General features: G+C 61.5%; 17 protein-coding genes and 1 tRNA gene. All 18 read left to right on the plus strand.

Annotated elements, in window-relative coordinates; all coding sequences use genetic code 11:
• The first annotated feature begins 44 nt into the window (after nt 1-44).
• The 18 genes from FG13_RS26190 (at nt 45) to FG13_RS26270 (ending at nt 19511) form a co-directional block, all read left to right on the plus strand.
• Nucleotides 45-818: a PEP_CTERM-anchored TLD domain-containing protein gene (locus FG13_RS26190; RefSeq protein WP_235211809.1), complete on the plus strand. Its 774-nt coding sequence runs from the start codon at nt 45-47 to the stop codon at nt 816-818.
• On the plus strand, nt 808-1002 hold the full coding sequence (locus FG13_RS30300) for a hypothetical protein (protein ID WP_152598871.1): 195 nt from the start codon (nt 808-810) through the stop codon (nt 1000-1002). The genes FG13_RS26190 and FG13_RS30300 overlap by 11 nt, the downstream gene beginning before the upstream one ends.
• A 57-nt stretch (nt 1003-1059) precedes the next feature.
• Complete coding sequence (locus FG13_RS26195) at nt 1060-2532, plus strand: MBOAT family O-acyltransferase (protein WP_035825799.1); 1473 nt, start codon at nt 1060-1062, stop codon at nt 2530-2532.
• A gap of 59 nt (nt 2533-2591) precedes the next feature.
• Nucleotides 2592-3608, plus strand: a complete 1017-nt coding sequence (locus FG13_RS26200) for a hypothetical protein (protein ID WP_035825802.1) — start codon at nt 2592-2594, stop codon at nt 3606-3608.
• Between the two features lie 76 nt (nt 3609-3684).
• Nucleotides 3685-3759 (plus strand) — tRNA-Arg (locus FG13_RS26205).
• 172 nt (nt 3760-3931) lie between these two features.
• A complete protein-coding gene (locus FG13_RS26210) occupies nt 3932-5824 on the plus strand; it encodes an ATP-binding cassette domain-containing protein (RefSeq protein ID WP_035825804.1) in 1893 nt (630 codons plus the stop codon).
• Between the two features lie 176 nt (nt 5825-6000).
• A complete protein-coding gene (locus FG13_RS26215; protein WP_035828793.1) occupies nt 6001-6663 on the plus strand; it encodes a CAAX prenyl protease-related protein in 663 nt (220 codons plus the stop codon).
• Nucleotides 6664-6702: 39 nt separating this feature from the next.
• Nucleotides 6703-7941: an XrtB/PEP-CTERM-associated polysaccharide biosynthesis outer membrane protein EpsL gene (gene epsL, locus FG13_RS26220; protein WP_051959470.1), complete on the plus strand. Its 1239-nt coding sequence runs from the start codon at nt 6703-6705 to the stop codon at nt 7939-7941.
• Between the two features lie 8 nt (nt 7942-7949).
• Nucleotides 7950-9332: an undecaprenyl-phosphate glucose phosphotransferase gene (locus tag FG13_RS26225; protein ID WP_035825806.1), complete on the plus strand. Its 1383-nt coding sequence runs from the start codon at nt 7950-7952 to the stop codon at nt 9330-9332.
• A 543-nt stretch (nt 9333-9875) separates the two neighbouring features.
• Complete coding sequence (locus FG13_RS26230) at nt 9876-10823, plus strand: EpsD family peptidyl-prolyl cis-trans isomerase (protein WP_035825808.1); 948 nt, start codon at nt 9876-9878, stop codon at nt 10821-10823.
• A gap of 56 nt (nt 10824-10879) precedes the next feature.
• Entirely contained in the window at nt 10880-11668 is a 789-nt protein-coding gene (epsE, locus tag FG13_RS26235; protein ID WP_035825812.1) for a polysaccharide export protein EpsE, read from the plus strand.
• A 41-nt stretch (nt 11669-11709) separates the two neighbouring features.
• On the plus strand, nt 11710-13107 hold the full coding sequence (epsF, locus tag FG13_RS26240) for a chain length determinant protein EpsF (protein ID WP_035825815.1): 1398 nt from the start codon (nt 11710-11712) through the stop codon (nt 13105-13107).
• A 13-nt stretch (nt 13108-13120) separates the two neighbouring features.
• Nucleotides 13121-13999: a chain length determinant protein tyrosine kinase EpsG gene (epsG, locus tag FG13_RS26245; protein WP_035828798.1), complete on the plus strand. Its 879-nt coding sequence runs from the start codon at nt 13121-13123 to the stop codon at nt 13997-13999.
• Entirely contained in the window at nt 13999-14907 is a 909-nt protein-coding gene (gene xrtB / locus FG13_RS26250; RefSeq protein ID WP_081922726.1) for an exosortase B, read from the plus strand. The genes epsG and xrtB overlap by 1 nt, the downstream gene beginning before the upstream one ends.
• The gene (gene epsI, locus FG13_RS26255) at nt 14904-15590 is read left to right on the plus strand and encodes an exosortase-associated protein EpsI, B-type (RefSeq protein WP_035825816.1); all 687 of its coding nucleotides are present in this window, start codon (nt 14904-14906) and stop codon (nt 15588-15590) included. Before xrtB ends, epsI begins: the two co-directional genes overlap by 4 nt.
• Before the next feature lie 27 nt (nt 15591-15617).
• On the plus strand, nt 15618-17156 hold the full coding sequence (locus FG13_RS26260) for a lipopolysaccharide biosynthesis protein (RefSeq protein ID WP_051959471.1): 1539 nt from the start codon (nt 15618-15620) through the stop codon (nt 17154-17156).
• On the plus strand, nt 17149-18567 hold the full coding sequence (locus FG13_RS26265; protein WP_051959472.1) for an O-antigen ligase family protein: 1419 nt from the start codon (nt 17149-17151) through the stop codon (nt 18565-18567). The genes FG13_RS26260 and FG13_RS26265 overlap by 8 nt, the downstream gene beginning before the upstream one ends.
• Complete coding sequence (locus FG13_RS26270) at nt 18567-19511, plus strand: glycosyltransferase family 2 protein (RefSeq protein ID WP_035825818.1); 945 nt, start codon at nt 18567-18569, stop codon at nt 19509-19511. Before FG13_RS26265 ends, FG13_RS26270 begins: the two co-directional genes overlap by 1 nt.
• Nucleotides 19512-19567 lie beyond the last annotated feature (56 nt).

Consider the following 19567-nt stretch of genomic DNA (forward strand, 5'->3'; position numbering starts at 1 on the left):
ATATTGATATGCCGAAAATTCGCGGTAATCACACAGGGGGAGCGATGCAACAACAAATCATGCTGAAAATCAAGGCGGTGCAGCCCGTCACCTTGCTCGCTGGCGCCTTGCTGTGCATCGGTGCCGTGCCTGCCGCGTCGGCGCAATCCTTGCTCAACGGCGCGCAGGAAGCGCAGCTGTCCGCCTGGCTGGGCGAAGGTCCGCTGGCGCTGACGGCCATCTACACGAAGTCGGCGGGCGACACCTCGCGCGATTTTCACCTGGCTGCCGACGGCAGGGGACGCACGTTTTCCGTGATGCAGGCGAGCAACAGCGCCGGCCAGACCTGGCTAGTGGGCGGCTACAACCCGCAAAGCTGGAATTCGTCGGGCAACTACAACATGACGCCGGAAGACCGCGACCGCACGGCCTTCATCTTCAACCTGACTTCGGGCCAGCATTTCCGGCAAACGCCGAAAACCTATGCGCTGGACTCGGTGGGGTCGTATCAGACCTTCAATGACATCAACGCCGGCCCCACCTTCGGCATCGGCGCCGACCTGGGCATGTCGGCGGACCTGAGCACAAACGGCATTTCTTCGCGCTACTCGTACATCGACCCGGTCAATGGCATCTTTGGCGCAAGCTTGCTCGATGGAACGCCGTACGGCTCCTATCCGAATGTCACGTTTGGCGCCATGCAAGTATTTAGCGTCAGCGCCGTGCCTGAGCCGGCGATGTTGCAGCTGTTGCTGGCCGGCTTGTTGCTTGTCGGTGCAGCTACCGTGCGGCACAGGAAATTGAGCGTGCCGCCGTTTGCAACGAGGCGTGTCAAGTAAGACAGAACGCTTTTACGGGATCGACAGTGCGGCGGAACAGGAACATGGTGCGCAGGACTGGCTGACGGCGATGGCGCGCGTGATTGCGGCCGTGCGGCGCATGATGGCGCGTCGTGCGGGCAAGAACTCGTCTCATCCTCATGTTAAAAATAATAATAAACAAATATCGGCATCAAGCGTTTAGACTTGCGCTTGCTGGTCGCCGAAGCGTCACGTGTAAGCAACTTTATGGAATCGCGCCGTGTTATTTAATTCATTTCCGTTCTTTCTGGTGTTTTTGCCGTTGGCGTTGCTGGGATACTTTCTCATTTCAAAGTATTCGCTGCGGCTATCCATAATTTTCCTGTTGCTGGCCTCGCTTGCATTCTATAGCTACTGGGACGTCGCCTACCTGCCGCTGCTGCTGTTGTCAATCTGCTGTAATTTCACTATTGGCCGAGTCGTCTCGAAGCGTCAGGAGACGGGGCGCAAGCGCGAGGCAAAGCGCTGGCTGTGGGCCGGACTGGCCTTCAATTTGTCGCTGCTGGTGTTTTTCAAGTATTTTGATTTTGTGATCAGCAATGTTGCCACCTTGACGGGAGCGCCATTTCAGCCGCTGGGGATTACCTTGCCCATTGGCATTTCGTTTTTCACCTTTACGCAAATCGCCTACCTCGTCGATTGCCACGCCGGAAAAGTCAAGGATTACCAGCCAGAAAGCTATGGTTTATTTGTGACCTACTTTCCGCACCTGATCGCTGGTCCCATTCTGCATCACAAGGAGATGATGCCGCAGTTCGTGCAGGCCGAATCGCATGTTTTCAGTCGCGGGCGCCTGATCGTCGGCCTTGCATTCTTCACGGTTGGTTTGTTCAAGAAAGTTATTCTGGCCGATGGGATCGCGCGCTACGTCGCTCCCGTCTTCGACCTCCATCACGCCCATTTGAGCATGCTGGAGGCCTGGGCCGGTGCGCTGGCATATACCTTCCAGCTGTATTTCGACTTCTCGGCTTACTGCGACATGGCCTACGGCTTGTCCTATATGTTCGGCATCATCTTGCCCATTAACTTTTTCTCGCCATACAAGGCGACCTCGATCATCGATTTCTGGCGCCGATGGCACATCACGCTGTCCAATTTCCTGCGCGATTATTTGTATATCCCCTTGGGTGGGAACCGCAAGGGCGGGTTCTTGCGTTACCGCAATCTACTGATCACGATGCTGCTGGGCGGACTCTGGCACGGCGCCAACTGGACCTTCGTGGTATGGGGCGGCTTGCACGGCTTTTATCTCATCGTCAACCATGCGCTGCGCCACCTGTTGGGCCAGCGCAGCAACCTGGTGGTACGCGCTGGCGGCGCATTGGCGACTTTTTTTGCCGTGGTGCTGGCTTGGGTCTTTTTTCGCGCCAGTTCCATCGACGCGGCGCTGGATGTGCTCCAGGCCATGTGCGGCGGCACGCTGACGCCCGCCATGCAGGAAAGCATGCTGGGTGTGAACCGCATCATGCAGCTGAGTTCCTGCCTGTGGTGGCTGGGCGTCTGTGCCGCCATCATTTTTTTCATGCCGAATGTGTATGAGCTGCTGGGGCGAGGCTTGCGCGTGTCGACGGAGCAGCGCCTGGAAAGTGACCGGGGCAGCGTCCTGTTGGGGGCCATGTTGATGCTGTGCCTGGTCTTGCTGGCAATTAGTGAGACGCGTGGCGTTTCTGAATTCTTGTATTTTAATTTCTGATAAATCATATGCGCTCTATATTTGCGATAGGCCTGGGTGTCCTGGGTACGGCACTGGTGTTGGAAGCGTTGCTGCAATGCCTGCCGGTGGTGTCCGGCCTGCGCATGGAACAGAGCAGCGAGCAGCGCCCGTATGCCCGCTATCTGCCGCAGCAGGACTACGTGTATTCGCACGGCTGGGCGCTGGCGAATGCCCGGCATGGCAAGACGAATCGGCAGGGCTTTACCAACTCTCCTGATTTTAAGGATGGTGCGGCCGTTCTTGTCATCGGCGACAGCTTTATCGAAAGCTTGATGCTGGAGTATCCGGAAACCCTGCAAGGCCGGCTGGCTCAGACACTGGGCGGCGGCGTGTATGCTGCCTCCGCCTCGGGAAACGGGTTTGCCGATGCGCTGGAAGTGTTGCGTTATACGCGTGCGCAGCTGCATCCGCGCACGGTGGTGATGTTTGTCGAGCCGATGGACATGCTCGACATCCTGGCGCCAGCACAGCGGGGCCATAGCATGTTTGTCAGCGAGGGAAACAATATCAAACTGGTGCACGTCCCGTATGTCGAGTCCAAGGTCAAGCAGCTAGTTTCCTATTCGGCCCTGGTCCGTTATATCTATTACAACTTGAAGTTTCCTGACTGGTTGATGAGCCAGTTGCGCCGCAGTCCCCCTGGCGCGGCACAGGAGCTGGCCGCCGGCGCGCCTGATGCACGCCGCGCTGCCGCGCTTGAATACTACATGACGCAATTGCGCGCGCTGGGCGGCGCTGACGATACGCGCTTTATCTTCGTGGTCGATGCTGACCGGAACATGCTGTATGCGCCGCGGAAGGCGGTGCCGAACTGGAAAGCCGGTGATCGCACATTTTTTATCCAGAGTGCAATGCGACATGGCTATCAGGTGGTGGACATGCAGCCCATATTCGCGCGCCATTGGGAGCAACAGCGCGAGCGCATGGATTTCCTGCCGGCGGACGGCCATTGGAACCCTGTGGCGCACGATCTGGCGGCGCAGCAAATCCTGCCCTTGCTGCCTTCGGCATCGCCTGCGTTGCCGGCGCCATTGCGCCAGGTGGCAGGACACTGAGGCGCCGGCCCCACGCACGCGCCCGATTGCCGGACTGTCAATGGCCGGAACTAGCCTGTATAATGCCGCTGCGCGTGTCGCCATCGTACAATGGATAGTACAAGGTCCTCCTAAGACTTAAATGCAGGTTCGATTCCTGCTGGCGACACCACGTTTCCACGCAACGCGCGTCGGCAGCCTGTGATCATCCAGGCGGTAATTACTGGTCGATGGCGATTGAAGTCCGAGTTATCGGTACAATGCGTGCTTCATTCATCCAATCGGCGGCTGTTTTGCACACCACGCGGTGTGCGCGAGACGGCGCCCGAGCACTCTTACTCATTATGGCTGTCATTTCTCTTTCATCGGCGCAACTTGCGTTCGGTCACGTCGCGCTGCTCGATCACGCGGAATTTTCACTGGAAACCACGGAGCGGGTCGGCTTGATCGGCCGTAACGGCACGGGTAAATCGTCGCTGTTGAAGGTTATTTCGGGCAAGTTCAAGCTCGATGACGGCTTGTTGGTCATGCAGCAAGGCATCAAGATCGCGTATGTGGAGCAGGAACCGCAATTCGACCCGGACATGTCCGTGTTCGACGCCGTCGCTTCCGGCATGGGCGAATCGCAGGCGTGGCTGAAGGAATACGATGCGCTGACGGGCCAGTTTGGCCAGGGCAATGACGACGAACTGATGGAACGCATGCACGACATCCAGGTCAAACTCGATGCGGCCGATGCGTGGAGCTTGCCGAACAAGGTGGAAACCGTGCTCGACCGTCTGAACCTGACGGGCGACATGGCCATGAAAACCCTGTCCGGCGGTATGCAAAAGCGCGTGGCGCTGGCGCGTGCGCTGGTGTCGGCGCCTGACGTGCTGCTGCTCGATGAGCCGACCAACCATCTGGACTTCAGCTCCATCCTGTGGCTGGAAGGCTTGTTGCGCGACTTCAAGGGCAGCGTGCTGTTCATTACCCATGACCGCTCCTTCCTCGATAACGTTGCCACGCGCATCATCGAACTCGACCGCGGCCGCTTGCTGTCGTATCCGGGCAACTTCACGGCGTACCAGACCCGCAAGGCGGAGCAGCTGGAAATCGAGGAAGTGGAAAACGCCAAGTTTGACAAGTTCCTGGCGCAGGAAGAAGTGTGGATACGCAAGGGCGTCAAGGCGCGCCGCGTGCGTGACGAAGGCCGCGTGCGCCGTCTGGAAGCGCTGCGTCTGACGCGCAATGCGCGCCGCGACCAGCAGGGACAAGTCAAGCTGGACGTCTCGGCCGGCGAACGCTCGGGCAAGATCGTGGCGGACCTGGAAAACGTTTCCAAGATTTATGGCGACAAGGTCATCGTCAAGGATTTCAGCGCCACCATCCTGCGCGGCGACAAGGTTGGCCTGATCGGCGCCAACGGTGCCGGCAAGACCACCTTGCTGAAGATGATCCTCGGCCAGGAAGAGTCGGACACGGGCAGCATCCGCCTGGGTACCAAGCTGCAAGTGGCGTATTTCGACCAGATGCGCACGCAGCTGAACGAAGAGGCGAACCTGATGGAAACCATCGCGCCAGGCAGCGACTGGGTCGAGATCAATGGCCAGCGCCGTCACGTGATGACGTATTTGAACGATTTCCTGTTCGCGCCGGAACGCGCCCGTTCGCCCGTCAAGTCGCTGTCCGGTGGGGAGCGCAACCGTTTGCTGCTGGCGCGCCTGTTCGCCAAGCCAGCCAACGTGCTGGTGCTCGATGAGCCGACCAATGACTTGGATATCGATACCCTGGAATTGCTGGAAGAGTTGCTGGAAGAATACACCGGCACCGTTTTCCTCGTCAGCCATGACCGCACCTTCCTCGACAACGTGGTCACGCAAGTGATCGTCGCCGAAGGCGAGGGCAAGTGGCGCGAATTCGTCGGCGGCTACACGGACTGGGAGCGCGTGCGCACCTTGCCGATCGCCACGGCGCCCGCCAGCAAGCCGGCCGTGAAGGTCGAGGCTGCCGCGCCGGCCGCCAAGCAGAAAAAGCTCAGCTACAAGGAACAGCGCGAGCTCGATGAGTTGCCGAAACTGATCGCCAAGCTGGAAGATGAGCAGTCGGTGCTGGCCGCCGAACTGTCGCACCCGGACTTCTACAAGAAGACGCCAGCCGAAGGCAAGCGCCTGAACGCGCGCGTGGCCGAGATCGAAGGCGAACTGCTGGAAGCGCTGGAAAAGTGGGAACTGATCGAGGCGCGCGCCAATAGTTGATGCTTTTTTGCATACCCTGTTGTAATTAAGTCAGGATTGTTTGCCACGGCAACGGTTCCGCTTGATATAATTATATAATTATATTTATTACATCGGGGGATGCATGTTTGTCATGAAAAACATGCGCTCCGGACCACCGCGTCCGGCGCGCGGTGTCACCTCCGATGCGCAGCAGCATGTCTGACCGCGCCGCCTTGCCCCGGGTAGCGCCATTCCTGGCCTATCTCTCCTTCATTTTTATTGCCGACGTGCTCGGCCGCCTGGGCGTTGCCGCGCAGGACTTGCGCTGGCTGTACGCCGTCAAGATAGCCGTCGTGCTGGGCCTGTTGTTGTACTGGCGCCGCAGTTACACGGAATTGCTGTGGACGCCGTTGGGCGCGCGTGCCATTCTCGGAGCGCTGGTCAGCGGTGTTGTTGTTTTTCTGCTGTGGATCAATCTCGACGCCAGCTGGATGCGCATCGGCAATCCGGACGGCTTCGATCCCCGCACCGATGGCCGCATCGAGTGGAGCCTGGTGGTGCTGCGTATCGCGGGTGCGGCGCTGGTGGTGCCCGTGATGGAGGAGCTGTTCTGGCGTTCCTTCCTGCTGCGCTGGATCGACAGGCCGGACTTTTTGCGGGCCGATCCGCGTCTGGCCAGCGCCAAGGCCTTCTCCATCAGCGTGTTGCTGTTTGGCTTTGAGCATAATTTGTGGCTGGCCGGCATGGTGGCCGGTGCGGCATATAGTTTGTTGTACATGCGTAGCCAGTCCCTGTGGTCGCCTATCCTCGCGCATGGCGTGACGAACGGCGTGTTGGGGCTCTGGATTATTTCTGGTGGGCATTGGATTTACTGGTAGTATTGCCTATCAACTGTGTGATCTTTCAAAGACAAAACCATGTTGAATTCCTTGCGTAAAAAAGCCGTTGCCGCCGCCTTCATGGCCAGCCCGCGTTTGCCGGCTGCGCTGTTTCTCCTGGGCACCCTTGCCAGCGGCGCCGCCCTGGCCGACATCAGCGACACCATCAAGCCTTTCGTTGCCACCTCGTATTCGTACGACGACAACCTGATGCGCTTGCCGGACGACGTGCCCGGTTTTTCCGGTCCCCGTTCGGATACGTCGAGGATGCTGCAGGCGGGCTTCCTGTTCAACCGTCCCATCGGCCGTCAGGTACTGACGGGCCAGGCCAAGTGGTCGAAGGTGAGCTTCAACCGCTTCAGCCAGTTCGACTACGACGGCAAGGATTATCTGGCCGACCTGGAGTGGCACATCGCCAACCACCTCGAAGGCCATGTGGGCGCCAGTTATTCGCAGACCCTGACGCCGTTCAGCGACTTCCAGAGCACGGTGCGCAATTTGCGCACGCAGCGCCGCGAGTACGTGAATGGCGCCTGGCGCTTCCACCCCAGCTGGCGCGTGCGCGGCGGCCTGTCGCGCGACCGCTACTCGTATGACTTGCCGTCGCAAGCGTTTTCCAACTGGACGGAAGACGCGACGGAGTTGGGCGTCGACTACCTGGCGCGCAGCAATAGCCGCGTCGGCCTGCAGTTGCGCCACCTGAATGGCAAGTATCCGAACCGCGGCGCGTTCGATGCCACTGTGTACGGCAACGGCTATCGCCAGGACGAGATCAAGGCCAATGTCTTCTGGGATTACAGCGACATCACGCAGGTGGAATTCCTCGGTGGCTGGGTACGCCATCGCAACAACTTGCTGTCCGGGCGCGACACCAGCGGCACGAATGGCCGGCTGAGCGTGTACTGGAAGCCTTTGGGCAAGGTCAATTTTACGGGCATCGTCTGGCGCGAATTCGGTTCCGTCGACAATTCGCTGGTGACAAGCAGCCTGAACACGGGGGGCAGCCTGGGCGCCACATGGACGGCCACCTCGAAGGTGCGCGTCGATGCCCAGCTGCGCCAGGAACGGCGCGATTTCGAAGCCGTCAGCGGCCTGGTGCTGCCTGGCGACGGGCGCGACACCACCCGCACGGCTTCGCTGGGCGCCACGTATGCGCCGCACCGGAAAATCCAGCTTGGCGTGCGCCTGTTCCACGAGCGGCGCGAAGGCGTCGCCATCATCGATAGCGGCAGCTATCGGGCCAAGGGCATTTCCTTCAATGGCAGCGTCCAGTTTTAAAGATCAACATGACTGTCAATGATATACCCCTGATTTCGTTTTTTCAGCGCGTCCTCGACCCGATCATCATCATGGGCTTGCTGTACCTGATGACGGTTTTGTCGGGTTCGCCCTTTACCGGCTATACGCTGGTGCTGATGATACTGGCCGTCTTCATTTCGTCGACGGTGTACCAGCACGTCGACCCCTACCGCACCTGGCGCAGCGGCCGCATGCTGGCGTATGCGCGCGATATTCTCGTCGGCTGGACGATCGTCGCGCTGATTCTCATCTTCCTGGGCTCGGCCACGGGCCTGGCCTATCATTTCGATACCGAGGTGGTGCTGGCCTGGTTTGTCCTCACGCCCTTCGTGCTGCTGGCCGGGCACCTGGCCGGGCGCCGGTTCAGCCTGCGTCCGGACAGCGACAGCGAAGTGCGCTCGGTGGTCATCATCGGCGCCAATGACGCGAGCCTGAAGTTTGCCGCCACCGTCGAGCGCAATGCCAACCTGTTCATGCAGGTGCATGGCTTCTTCGACGACCGCACGGACGACCGCTGGCCGGAAAAGATGCGCGAGCCGATGCTGGGGCGCATGGATGATATCGCCACCTACGTGCGCGAACACAATATCAAGATGATCTTCATCAGCCAGCCGATTTCGGCCCAGCCGCGCATCCGCAAGATGCTCGATGAGCTCGAAGATACGACGGCTTCCGTATATTTCTTGCCCGATATTTATATCTTCGACCTGATGCAGGCGCGTTTCGACAACGTGGGTGGCATGCCCGTCATCGCCATCCGCGAATCGCCGTTCACGGGCTTTAACAGCATGGTCAAGCGGGGCAGCGATATCGTGCTGGGGCTGGTAATCCAGGTCATGCTGCTGCCGGTCATGCTGGTCATTGCCATCGCCGTCAAGACCACCTCGAAAGGCCCCGTGATTTTCCGCCAGCGCCGCTATGGCCTGTATGGCGAAGAGATCGTCGTCTACAAGTTCCGTTCCATGACGGTGGGCGAAGATGGCGACACGGTGGTGCAGGCCACCAAGAACGACCAGCGCGTGACGCGTGTCGGCGCTTTCCTGCGCCGCAGCTCGCTCGATGAGTTGCCACAATTTCTCAACGTCTTGCAGGGCCGCATGAGCATCGTCGGGCCGCGCCCGCATGCCGTCGTGCACAACGAGCAGTACCGTAAGCTGATCAAGGGTTACATGTTGCGCCACAAGGTCAAGCCCGGCATTACGGGCTGGGCCCAGGTCAACGGTTTGCGGGGCGAGACGGAAACGCTCGACAAGATGGAGGCGCGCATCCATTTCGACCTCGATTACCTGCGCAACTGGTCGCTGTGGCTCGATCTGTGGATTATCGCGCGCACGGTGAAAGTGGTGCTGGCGCGCGAGAACGCCCATTGAGCGCCAGTATGCTGCCTGCAGGAAAAAATAGCGTTTGAATATACTTTGCACGGAGTCAATACGCGTTAAAATGGAGCATCTTTAGAGTACCAGCATAGAGCACCAGCGCATCACGCGACCACTCCGCGCTCACCCTGCCACGAGTCGTGCCGGCCATGCGCCATTACTTTCCTCTTGGAAAGGGTTCGACGAAGGGTGCAGTATCCGGCCTTGCCCCTGCCGGTCGTAGCGTCAGCCTGACGGGCAGCCGTCAGGGACGGCACGCGCCAACTATCATTGTTAAAGTCAGTCTGTACCGTGCAATACATAATTTTTTGCAATGAAGTAGACTGCGGAAATAGTTGTTTTTATATCTCATTAGTAGATTTTTAAGCAAATATTTTGCTTGTCGTCATGCATTGTGTGTATTATGTTTACAATATTATTAATTATTTGACGAATAACTATTTTTCGGAGGAATCTGAGCAGTGCAGCCTGGCCATGCAGCCGGCACGCCGCGCCGGATTTTTCCAGCCGTCATACCCGTCATCCGAAGGAGCTCGCTTGAACCACTTTATTCATTCCCGTCCCGCGCCACGTCTGTTGTGCGCCGCCCTGGTCCTGCTGGCCGCCGCCGGTCTGTCGGCCTGCGGCAACAAGGAAAAAAAGGCTGGCCAGGCGCTGGCCAGCGTGAACGGCGAAGAAATCACCGTCCTGCAGTTGAATGAAGAGTTGCAGCGGGCCGGCGTGCAGGCGCCGCAGCAGGCCGCGGCCAGCAAGCAGTTGCTCGAGTCGCTGATCGACCGCCAGCTGCTGCAGAACGAAGCGGCGAAGGAAAAGGTCGACCGCGATCCGAAAGTCATGCAAGCCATCGAGCGCGCCAAGGCGCTGATCGTTGCCCAGGCATACATGCAAAAACGCATCGGCGCGGCCACCCGCCCGAGCAAGGCCGAAGTGGAAGAGTACTTCGCGAAAAACCCCCTGTTCTTCAGCCAGCGCAAGCAATTCGATTTGCGCGAGCTGGTCATTCCGACGGCGGCGCTGAACGATGAACTCAAGGCCGTCATGGACCGCGCCAAGTCGCTGGAAGACGTGGCGCAATGGCTCGACGAACACAAGATCGCGTTTGGCCGCACCCAGGTGTCGCGCACCAGCGCCGACCTGGCGCCCGAACTGAGCGGCAAACTGCAGTCGATGCCCAAGGGCCAGCTGTTCATCGTGCGCGAAGGCGAGCGCAGCCTGCTCATCGCGCTGGCCGATATCAAGGATAGCCCGGTGGGCCTGGACGCGGCCGCGCCGCAAATCGAACAGTTCCTGGCCAACAAGAAGAACAAGGATGCGGCCGAAGCCGAGCTGAAGCGTCTGCGCGCCAGCGCCAAGATCGAGTATTTCAACAAGGATGCAGCGGCCTCGGCTTCGGCCAGTGCACCGGCAGCGGCGGCACCTGCGGCAGCGGCGCCGGCGAACAGCGCGCATGAAGCCAACGAGCGCGGCGTAGCGGGTTTGAAATAAGTGACGTATCAACAAGTAGTTAAACATCAGCAATCTACCAACGGGAATCTGTAATCATGAAACGACTCGCAAACTGGATGATGGCGGCCTTCCTGGCCCTCGCCGCAGGCATGGCCGGTGCAGCCGATGTCCCCCTCGGGGCTGGTGATGTGCTGAAAATTTCCGTCTACGGCAACCCGGATCTGGGCCTGGAGACGCGCGTCAGCGAAGCGGGGGAAATCACCTTCCCGCTGGTGGGCGCGGTAGCGATCGGCGGTTTGTCCACCTCGGCAGCGGAAAAGAAACTGGGCGGCCTGCTCGAAAGCGGCGGCTTCCTGCGCAAGGCGCAAGTGAACATCATCGTCACCAGCCTGCAAAGCCAGCAGGCGTCCGTGCTGGGCCAGGTGAACCGCCCGGGCCGCTATCCGGTGGAAGGCAAGCGCAGCGTGATGGACATGCTGGCCATGGCCGGCGGCGTCAGTCCTGATGGCGCCGACCAGATCACCGTGATCCGCAAGCGCGGCGGCACTGCCACGCGCGACGTGGCCGATATCCTCGACATCGTGCGCAACGGCGACCTGAAGGGCGACACGGAAGTGGGCGGCAACGACATCATCTACGTCGAACGCGCGCCGCGCTTCTATATCTACGGCGAAGTGCAGCGTCCGGGCGCCTTCCGCCTGGAACGCAACATGACCGTGCTGCAAGCCCTGTCCGTGGGTGGTGGCCTGACGTTGCGCGGCACCGAACGCGGCGTGCGCGTCAAGCGCCGCAATGCAGCCGGCCAGATGGAAGTGTTGCCGGTCAAGCATGACGACCTGCTGCGCGTCGACGATGTCGTGTATGTCCAGGAAAGCCTGTTCTAAGAGCAACTGGCTCCCTACCTTTTTGTATTGAAAGTTTCCAAATGAACCTCACCCAACTATTGCTGATCCTTCGGGCACGCAAGAAGATTGTGCTGCTGACCTTGATGATCACCGTGGCGCTGGCGCTGGGCGTCAGCCTGGTGCTGCCGAAGACCTACAAGGCCACCAGCACCTTGCTGATGAACTACAAGGGCGTCGATCCTCTGACGGGCATGACCATGCCGGGGCAGTTGCTGCCCGGCTACATGGCTACCCAGGTCGATATTATCGGCAGCAAGAACGTCGCCCTGCGCGTCGTCGACCAGCTGGAACTGGCGCGCAGCCCCGCCGTGATCGCCCAGTTCAATGACGCGGCGCAAGGCAAGGGCACGGTGCGCGACTGGCTGGCCGACTTGCTGCTGAAGAAACTCGAAGTGATGCCGTCGCGCGAAAGCAGCGTGGTCGATGTCAGCTTCAAGGGCGCCGACCCGCAATTCGTCGCGGCCGTCTCGAACGCCTTTGCGGAACAGTATCAAAAGGTCAGCATCCAGCTGAAGGTCGACCCGATGCGCAAGGCGACGACGTACTTCGATGACCAGACCAAATTGCTGCGCGATAACGTCGAGCGCGCGCAAAGCCGTTTGTCGAAATACCAGCAGGATAACGGCATCGTCAGCGTCGACAACCGCCTCGACGTGGAATCGAACCGCCTGAACGACCTGTCGGCGCAACTGGTGCTGGCGCAGGGCCAGGCCATGGAAGCCAATTCGCGCCAGCGCATGGCGCAGGGCGGCAACCTGTCCGAATCGCCGGATGTGGCGTCGAATCCGCTGATCCAGAGTCTGAAGCTGGGCCTGGGCAACGCCGAGGGTAAATTGGCCGAGCTGGGCCAGCGCCTGGACCGCAATCACCCGCAATACCAGAGCGCCAAGGCGGAAGTGGACAAGCTGCGCCGCGACCTGGCCGAGCAGACGCGCGCTACCTCGCAAAGCGTGGGCAACAATGCGCAGATCCTGCAGCAGCGCGAAGGCGCGATCCGCGCCGCTCTGGCCGCGCAAAAAGCCAAGGTGCTGGAACTGAACCGGACGCGCGATGAAATGGGCGTGCTGAGCAAGGATGTGGAAAGCGCCCAGCGCGCCTTCGACGTGACCTCGCAGCGCCTGTCGCAGACGCGCATCGAAGGCCAGGCCGAGCAGTCCGATATCGCCATGCTCAACCCGGCCACGGCGCCGATCGAGCCGGACAGCCCGAAGATTCCCCGCAACGTGCTGCTGTCGATTTTCCTCGGCCTCATGCTGGGCTGCGGCATCGCGCTGCTGGCCGAATTGCTGGACCGCCGTATCCGTTCCGACCAGGACCTGAGCGAAGTGCTGCAGATTCCCGTGTTCGGCGTGGTCGACTGGAAACCGAAACAGCGTCGCATGCGCGGCATGCTGCCGCGCCGTTTGCGCCTGAACTGAGATGGAACCTATCATGACTTCAAGTCCACACCTTCTGAATACCACCGCACCGCTGGTGCGCGGCGCCGATTCCAGCATAGGCGGCCTGTTGCTCGAATCGGGCAAGATCACGCCGGAAAACGCCGAACGCGTGCTGCGCATGCAAAAGGAACTGGGCATCCGCTTCGGCGAAGCGGCCCTGCGCCTGGGCCTGATCACGGAAGCCGATATCGAGCAAGTGCTGGCGCGCCAGTTCGACTACCCGTATCTGCAGCCGGGCGCCGGCAAGTATCCGCAGGAACTGGTGGCCGCCTACCAGCCATTCAGCCACCAGGTGGAAACCCTGCGCGCCGTGCGCAGCCAGCTGATGCTGCGCTGGTTCGCCCGCGGCAGCAAGTCGCTGGTGGTGCTGGGCATGGAGCCGGGCGACGGCGCCAGCCTGTTCGCCGCCAACCTGGCCGTGGTGTTTTCCCAGCTGGGCGAGCATACCTTGCTGGTTGACGCCAACCTGCGCGCGCCGCGCCAGCAGGAAATCTTCGACCTGAAGACACGCCAGGGCCTGTCCGACGTGCTGGCCGGCCGCGCCGAACTCGATATCATCGCCAAGGTGGAATCGTTTGTCGCGCTGTCGGTGCTGGCCGCCGGCACCTTGCCGCCGAATCCGCAGGAATTGCTCAGCCGAACCTCCTTCGTCACGCTCAACAAGCAGCTGGAAAGCCGCTACGACGTGGTGCTCTACGACGTGCCGGCGTATGCCACCGGTTCCGATGCGCTGGCCGTGGCCGCGCGTGCCGGCGGCGTGCTGCTGGTGGCGCGCAAGAACAAGACGCCGATGGCGGAAGTGGCGGCCATGGCCGAGCAAATGACGCATAGCGGCGCCCAGGTGGTCGGTTCCGTGATGGTCGACTTTTGATGACTGCGCCTGGCCATGCCATGCCGCCGGCACGGTCCGGCCGGTCCGCCGTGCCGGACTGGCTGCCGCTGGCGCTGGGCTTCCTGGCCATGCTCGCGCCCAGCCTGGTCGGGCTGTTCCGCGGCATCTGGTCCACCGAAGAGCAGGCGCACGGCCCCATCATCCTGGCCCTGTCGCTGTGGCTGATCTACCGCAAATGGCCCGAGATGCTGGCGCAGAGCGCCGGCGCCCGTCCGGCCCGCGCCGGCTGGCCGCTGCTGGCCGCCGCGCTGCTGCTGTATGTGCTGGGCCGTTCGCAGCACATCTTGTCGCTGGAAATCCTCGCCCTGATCGGCACCGGCCTGGCCCTGCTGCTGCTCAAGCGCGGCTGGATTGCCGCGCGCGTGCTGTGGTTTCCCTTCTTTTTCATGCTGTTCATGGTGCCGCTGCCGCTGCCGCTGGTGACGACCCTGACCATGCCGATGAAGATGGCCGTTTCGTATGTGACCGAACACCTGCTTTTCCTGGCCGGCTATCCGATCGCCCGCAATGGCGTGATCCTGCAGATCGGCCAGTACCAGCTGCTGGTGGCCGACGCCTGCGCCGGCTTGCAGACCCTGCTCACGCTTGAAGCGCTGGGCCTGTTTTACCTGAACCTGGTGCGGCATACTTCACCGTTCCGCAACATCGTGCTGGCCCTGCTGATCGTGCCGATTTCCTTTACCGCCAATGTCATCCGCGTGATCGTGCTGACCCTGATCACGTATTACTTCGGCGACGCGGCCGGGCAGGGCTTCCTGCATGGCTTCGCCGGCATGGTGCTGTTCATTTCCGCGCTGCTGCTGATCCTCAGTGTCGACAGCCTGCTGCAGTGGATCGTGCGCAAGCGCCAGGCGGGCCGCGCGCCAGCCGTGGGAGCGTCGACATGAACGCGGCGCTGCGCATGAACATGCTGCTGGGCGCCTTGCTGCTGGGCGCGGCCATCCTCAGCCACGGCGTGGCGCCGGGCGTGAAGCTGGCCGACCAGCGCCCGAGCTTTTCGCTGGAAACGGCGATACCGCAAGCGTTCGGCGAGTGGCGGGTCGACAGTTCCATCGTGCCGCTGCAGGTGGATCCGGAAACCCAGGAACGCCTGAACAAGATCTACAACCAGACCTTGTCGCGCACCTACATCAATGCGCATGGCGAACGGGTGATGCTGTCGATCGCCTATGGCGGCGACCAGAGCGACAACATGGGCGTGCACAAGCCGGAAGTGTGCTACGCGGCCCAGGGTTTCCAGGTCGAGCGCGACGAATACGGCGAGCTGGCCTCGGCCTACGGCAGCCTGCCCGTGAAGCGCTTGTTGGCCGTGAATGGCAACCGCAGCGAGCCCATCACGTACTGGATCACCATCGGCGACAAGATCAGCAAGGTCGGCATGCAGCAGCGCCTGGAGCAATTGCGCTACGGCCTGACGGGCACCGTCGCCGACGCCATGCTGTTCCGCGTATCGAGCATCGATACGGATTTGCCGCGCGCGTACCGCTTGCAGGCCGATTTCGTCAATGGCTTGCTGGCCAGCATGCCGCCGGCGGAGCGTGGCCGCCTGATCGGCGCGCCGTCCCGTTGAGGCGCAGCGAAGCAGATAGCGAGAATCATGAGTAGCGACATCAACAAGAAAAGCGTCAGCGCCGTCAAGTGGGCGGCGATGGGCACGGTCCTCATGTTTGGCCTGCAGCTGGTCACGCAAGTGGTGCTGGCGCGCCTGCTGGGGCCGGAAAACTACGGCTTGTTTGCCATGGGACTGATCGTGCTGACATTTAGCAACTTCCTGGCCGATTTCGGCTTTTCCTGGGGGCTGGTGCAAAACCGCACGCTCAGCGAGGAAGACGTGCGCTTTACCGTGACGTGGCAGGCGCTGACGGGCCTGGCGGCCATGACCTTGCTGTTTTTCATGGCGCCCTGGATCGCCGCGTATTTCAAGGAGCCGCGCATCGCGCCCGTGATCGCGTGGATGAGCCTGACATGCCTGCTGAATGCGCTGACGGCGCCGGGTAGCAGCCTGCTGCGGCGCGCCCTCGATTTCCGCTGGCTCAACATCATCCAGGTGAGCAGCTACATCGTCGGCTACCTGCTGGTGGGCTTGCCGCTCGCGTATGCGGGCGCCGGCGTGTGGACGCTCGTGTGCGCCTGGCTGGGACAGGCGGCCACGGCGCTGGTGCTGACGTATGCGCGCACGCGCTTTTCGCTCAAGCCGCTGCTGTGGTACGAGGGCGCGCGGCGTTCGACGAATGTGGGCGTGACGGTATTCGTGACGAATCTGTGCAACTGGTGCCTGAACAATATGGACCGCGTGTTCCTGGGGCGCTTCCTGAATGCCCACGCGGTGGGCGTGTATGCGGTCGGCTACAACCTGGCCAATACGCCCAATTCGCTGTTCCTGAGCGCCTTGCAGCCGGCGTTCCTGGCCACGGGCGCCAAGCTGCAGGACGATTTGCCGCGACTGCGCGACACCTATCTGTCGGTGCTGGCAACCATCTGGATCATCATCCTGCCGCTGTTCGTGCTGCTGGCGATGACGGCGCCGGACTTGATCGGCGTGTTGTACGGCAAGGTGTGGCAAGAGTCGGGCATCGTGCTGAGCATCCTGGCGCTGGCCATGCCCGCGTACATCACGTGGGGCATGTCGACGCCGATTTTATGGAATACGGGCGGCAAGCACCTGGAAAGCCTGCTGCAGCTGCCGCTGATCGTGCTGGCCGGCGCGGCGCTGGTGCTGTGGGCGGAGCAGGGCGGGGCGGTGGTCGCCATGATCGCCGCCGGCACCCTGCTGGCGCGCGCGCTGGTGGTGGGCACGGTGGCGTGCCTGCGCCTGCAGGTGGGGCTGGGCGAACTGGCGCCACTGGCCGCGCGCGGCCTGGCGATGGGCTTGCTGGCCGCCGCCGGCAGCTGGGGCGGCGCCATGTTGGGCGGCCTGGGCGGCAGCCATCCGCTGCCGGCATTCCTGGGCGGCGCGCTGTTCGGCGGCCTGACCCTGCTGCTGGCCGTGCTGGCCTGGCCCGAACTGCTGGGCATGCGCGCGGTGGGCATGCTGGCCCGCTTCAGCCCGCCGCTGCCGGCCAGGGTGGTCTCTTATCTGCGCGCCCGCTGTGGCGCGCGCGACAACTTACTGGATACGCGAGAACTACATGAGTGAAATACTGTTTGGCCTGTTTGCCGTGGTCGCCGCGCTGGTGGTGGTGTTCGTGATCGCCTTGAGCATTCATTGGGGCAACAAGCGCGAGACGGGACTGGTGCCCTATGTGTTCTATCCGGTACTGCTGTCGATCGCCGTGGCGGCCATTTTGTCGAACCGCGATATCTCTGGCGATGAGCTCCAGATGGGTATGCAGGCGATGGTGCGGAATCCGGCCAGCGCCTGGTTTGGCCGGCTCACGTCCCTGTTCGTGATCTTTGCCTGCGGCGAGCGCATATTGCACCGCCTGACTTCGCGCGACAAGATCCAGCCGATGCCGATGCTGCTGTTCTGGGCGCTGTTCGTGTACTTCCTCAGCAATATTGTCAGTCCGGCCCTGCTGGGGCGCCATACCAGTGTCTCGCATGAATACCTGTACATGTTCCTGGCCGGCTATGCGGCGCTGCTGATGACGCCGAAAGAGGTCGACCTGAGCGTCATTTCGATGCGCAACGCCACCTTGCTGTTCCTGGTGCTCAGCGCGGCCGTGTTTGTCTGGAAGCCGAACATGGTCATCAACAAGAGTTACCACGGCCTGATTCCCTTCCTCAGCATTCGCTATACGGGCCTGGCCAATCACGCCAACAGCCTGGGACCGATGGTGGTGGTATTCCTGTTGTGCCTGTGGCGCAAGCCCTATGCCTCGCACCTGCTGAACCTGTTTGCCTGGGGTGTGGGCCTGGGCAGCCTGTTGCTGGCCCAATCGAAAACCAGTTGGATCGCCTGCTTCCTGTGCTTTGCCTGTGTCGCGTATTTCGGTTTCCGTGAACAAATCAAGGAGCGGCTGTTCGATTACCGCCGCCCGCAATTGTCGATCATCGGCATCTTCTGCTTCATCCTGTTGTGCACGTTGGGCATGCTGATGGTGATGTTCGGCAATCTCGACGCCAAGCTGGCGCGCTTTGCCTCGAGCAACGAGGGCTTTGACTTGATCAGCTTGACGGGCCGTGACGTGATCTGGCAAGTGGCGCTGCAGGAATGGCACAAAAATCCCGTGTTCGGCTACGGCTTGCCGCTGTGGGATGATGCGTTCCGCGTCAGCATCGGCATGCCCTACGCCACCCATGCGCATAGCCAGTTTTACCAGAGTCTGGCCAGCGCTGGCACCATCGGGGCCATCGGCCTGGTACTGTATGCCATGGCACTACTGTATGCCTGCGCGCGCACGGCCCGTGCCAGCCAGGGCCTGTCGATGGCCCTGTTCGTGCTCATTGCCATCCGTTCGATCAGCGAAGTGCCGCTGTCGCTGACGGGCTTTGCCGCCGAGGCGATGACGCATTTGCTGTTGCTCATTATCTTGACGGCGTATTATCCGGCGGCCGACCGGCAGGCGCTCAGGGCGCGCAAGGTGCGCGTGCCGGGGATGGCTTGATGCTGTGCTCGGTCATTGTGCCGCTGTATAACAAGGGGCCATATATCGAAGCGGCGCTGGCCTCGGTGCTGGCGCAAACCCATGCCGACTGGGAAGTGGTGGTGGTTGATGATGGTTCCAGCGATGATGGCGCGCAGCGCGTGCGGGCCTGCGCCGACGCGCGCGTGCGGCTGGTAAGCCAGTCCAATGGCGGCGTGTCGCGCGCGCGCAACCGCGGCATTCTGGAAGCGCGCGGCGAATTGATCTGTTTTCTCGATGCGGACGACTGGTATGGTCCGGTGTATCTGGAAACCATGGTGGCCATGGCGCGCGCGCATCCGTCGGGGTCGTTTTTCGCCTGCGGCTTCGAACGCATACCGGACAGCAGCCTGGCGGCGCTCAGCTACCAGGGCGTGGCGGTACGCGAGACGCGCCTGCTCGACGACTTTTTCGAGCGCCGTCGCCGCGGCGGACCGTTTTTCTGCACGAATTCCGTGGCCATCTGGCGCAGCGACTTGTTGCCATTGCAACCGTGCTTTCCGGAAGGCGAATCGGCTGGCGAAGACCAGGATCTGTGGTTTCGGCTGGCCGAGCGCCTGACGCTGGTGTTTACGCCGGCACAGCTGGTGGCTTACCGTGTCGAGGTGGCCGGCAGTCTGTGCGCGATCGAATCGGTCGATGTGCTGGCGCCCACCTTCGAGCGACTGGAGCAGCGTGCCCTGGCCTGGCCGGCGGCCAAGCCGGCGCGCCGTTCGGCCTTGCGGCTGGTGTCCGATGCGCGCGTCAGCGTGGCGCGCGCGGCGCTGGCGCGGGGCCGCCGCGGCGAAGCGCTGGCCGGGCTGCGCCGCGCCGCCAGCGGCGGCATGTCGCGCCACTGGTGGGTGGCCCTGGCCTTGTGTTGCATGTTGCCGACCAGGCTTGCCATAAAATGGCAAATGTGGCGCGAAACGCACATTAGTAGCTGAGAAGAAACTAATATTAGTGCTTGTAAGAATACTTTAGGTATATGCTGCATATATTC

Origin of the sequence: Janthinobacterium sp. RA13 (genome assembly GCF_000745325.1) — a bacterium.
GTDB classification, from domain to species: Bacteria; Pseudomonadota; Gammaproteobacteria; order Burkholderiales; family Burkholderiaceae_D; genus Janthinobacterium; species Janthinobacterium rivuli.

Bases quoted from the DNA above. Each gene is read 5' to 3' on its own strand.
- FG13_RS26190 (WP_235211809.1), top strand. From the start codon at position 45: ATGCAACAACAAATCATGCTGAAAATCAAGGCGGTGCAGCCCGTCACC.
- FG13_RS26210 (WP_035825804.1), top strand. From the start codon at position 3,932: ATGGCTGTCATTTCTCTTTCATCGGCGCAACTTGCGTTCGGTCACGTC.
- FG13_RS26215 (WP_035828793.1), top strand. From the start codon at position 6,001: ATGTCTGACCGCGCCGCCTTGCCCCGGGTAGCGCCATTCCTGGCCTAT.
- epsL (WP_051959470.1), top strand. From the start codon at position 6,703: ATGTTGAATTCCTTGCGTAAAAAAGCCGTTGCCGCCGCCTTCATGGCC.
- FG13_RS26225 (WP_035825806.1), top strand. From the start codon at position 7,950: ATGACTGTCAATGATATACCCCTGATTTCGTTTTTTCAGCGCGTCCTC.
- epsE (WP_035825812.1), top strand. From the start codon at position 10,880: ATGAAACGACTCGCAAACTGGATGATGGCGGCCTTCCTGGCCCTCGCC.
- epsF (WP_035825815.1), top strand. From the start codon at position 11,710: ATGAACCTCACCCAACTATTGCTGATCCTTCGGGCACGCAAGAAGATT.
- epsG (WP_035828798.1), top strand. From the start codon at position 13,121: ATGACTTCAAGTCCACACCTTCTGAATACCACCGCACCGCTGGTGCGC.
- xrtB (WP_081922726.1), top strand. From the start codon at position 13,999: ATGACTGCGCCTGGCCATGCCATGCCGCCGGCACGGTCCGGCCGGTCC.
- epsI (WP_035825816.1), top strand. From the start codon at position 14,904: ATGAACGCGGCGCTGCGCATGAACATGCTGCTGGGCGCCTTGCTGCTG.
- FG13_RS26260 (WP_051959471.1), top strand. From the start codon at position 15,618: ATGAGTAGCGACATCAACAAGAAAAGCGTCAGCGCCGTCAAGTGGGCG.
- FG13_RS26265 (WP_051959472.1), top strand. From the start codon at position 17,149: ATGAGTGAAATACTGTTTGGCCTGTTTGCCGTGGTCGCCGCGCTGGTG.
- FG13_RS26270 (WP_035825818.1), top strand. From the start codon at position 18,567: ATGCTGTGCTCGGTCATTGTGCCGCTGTATAACAAGGGGCCATATATC.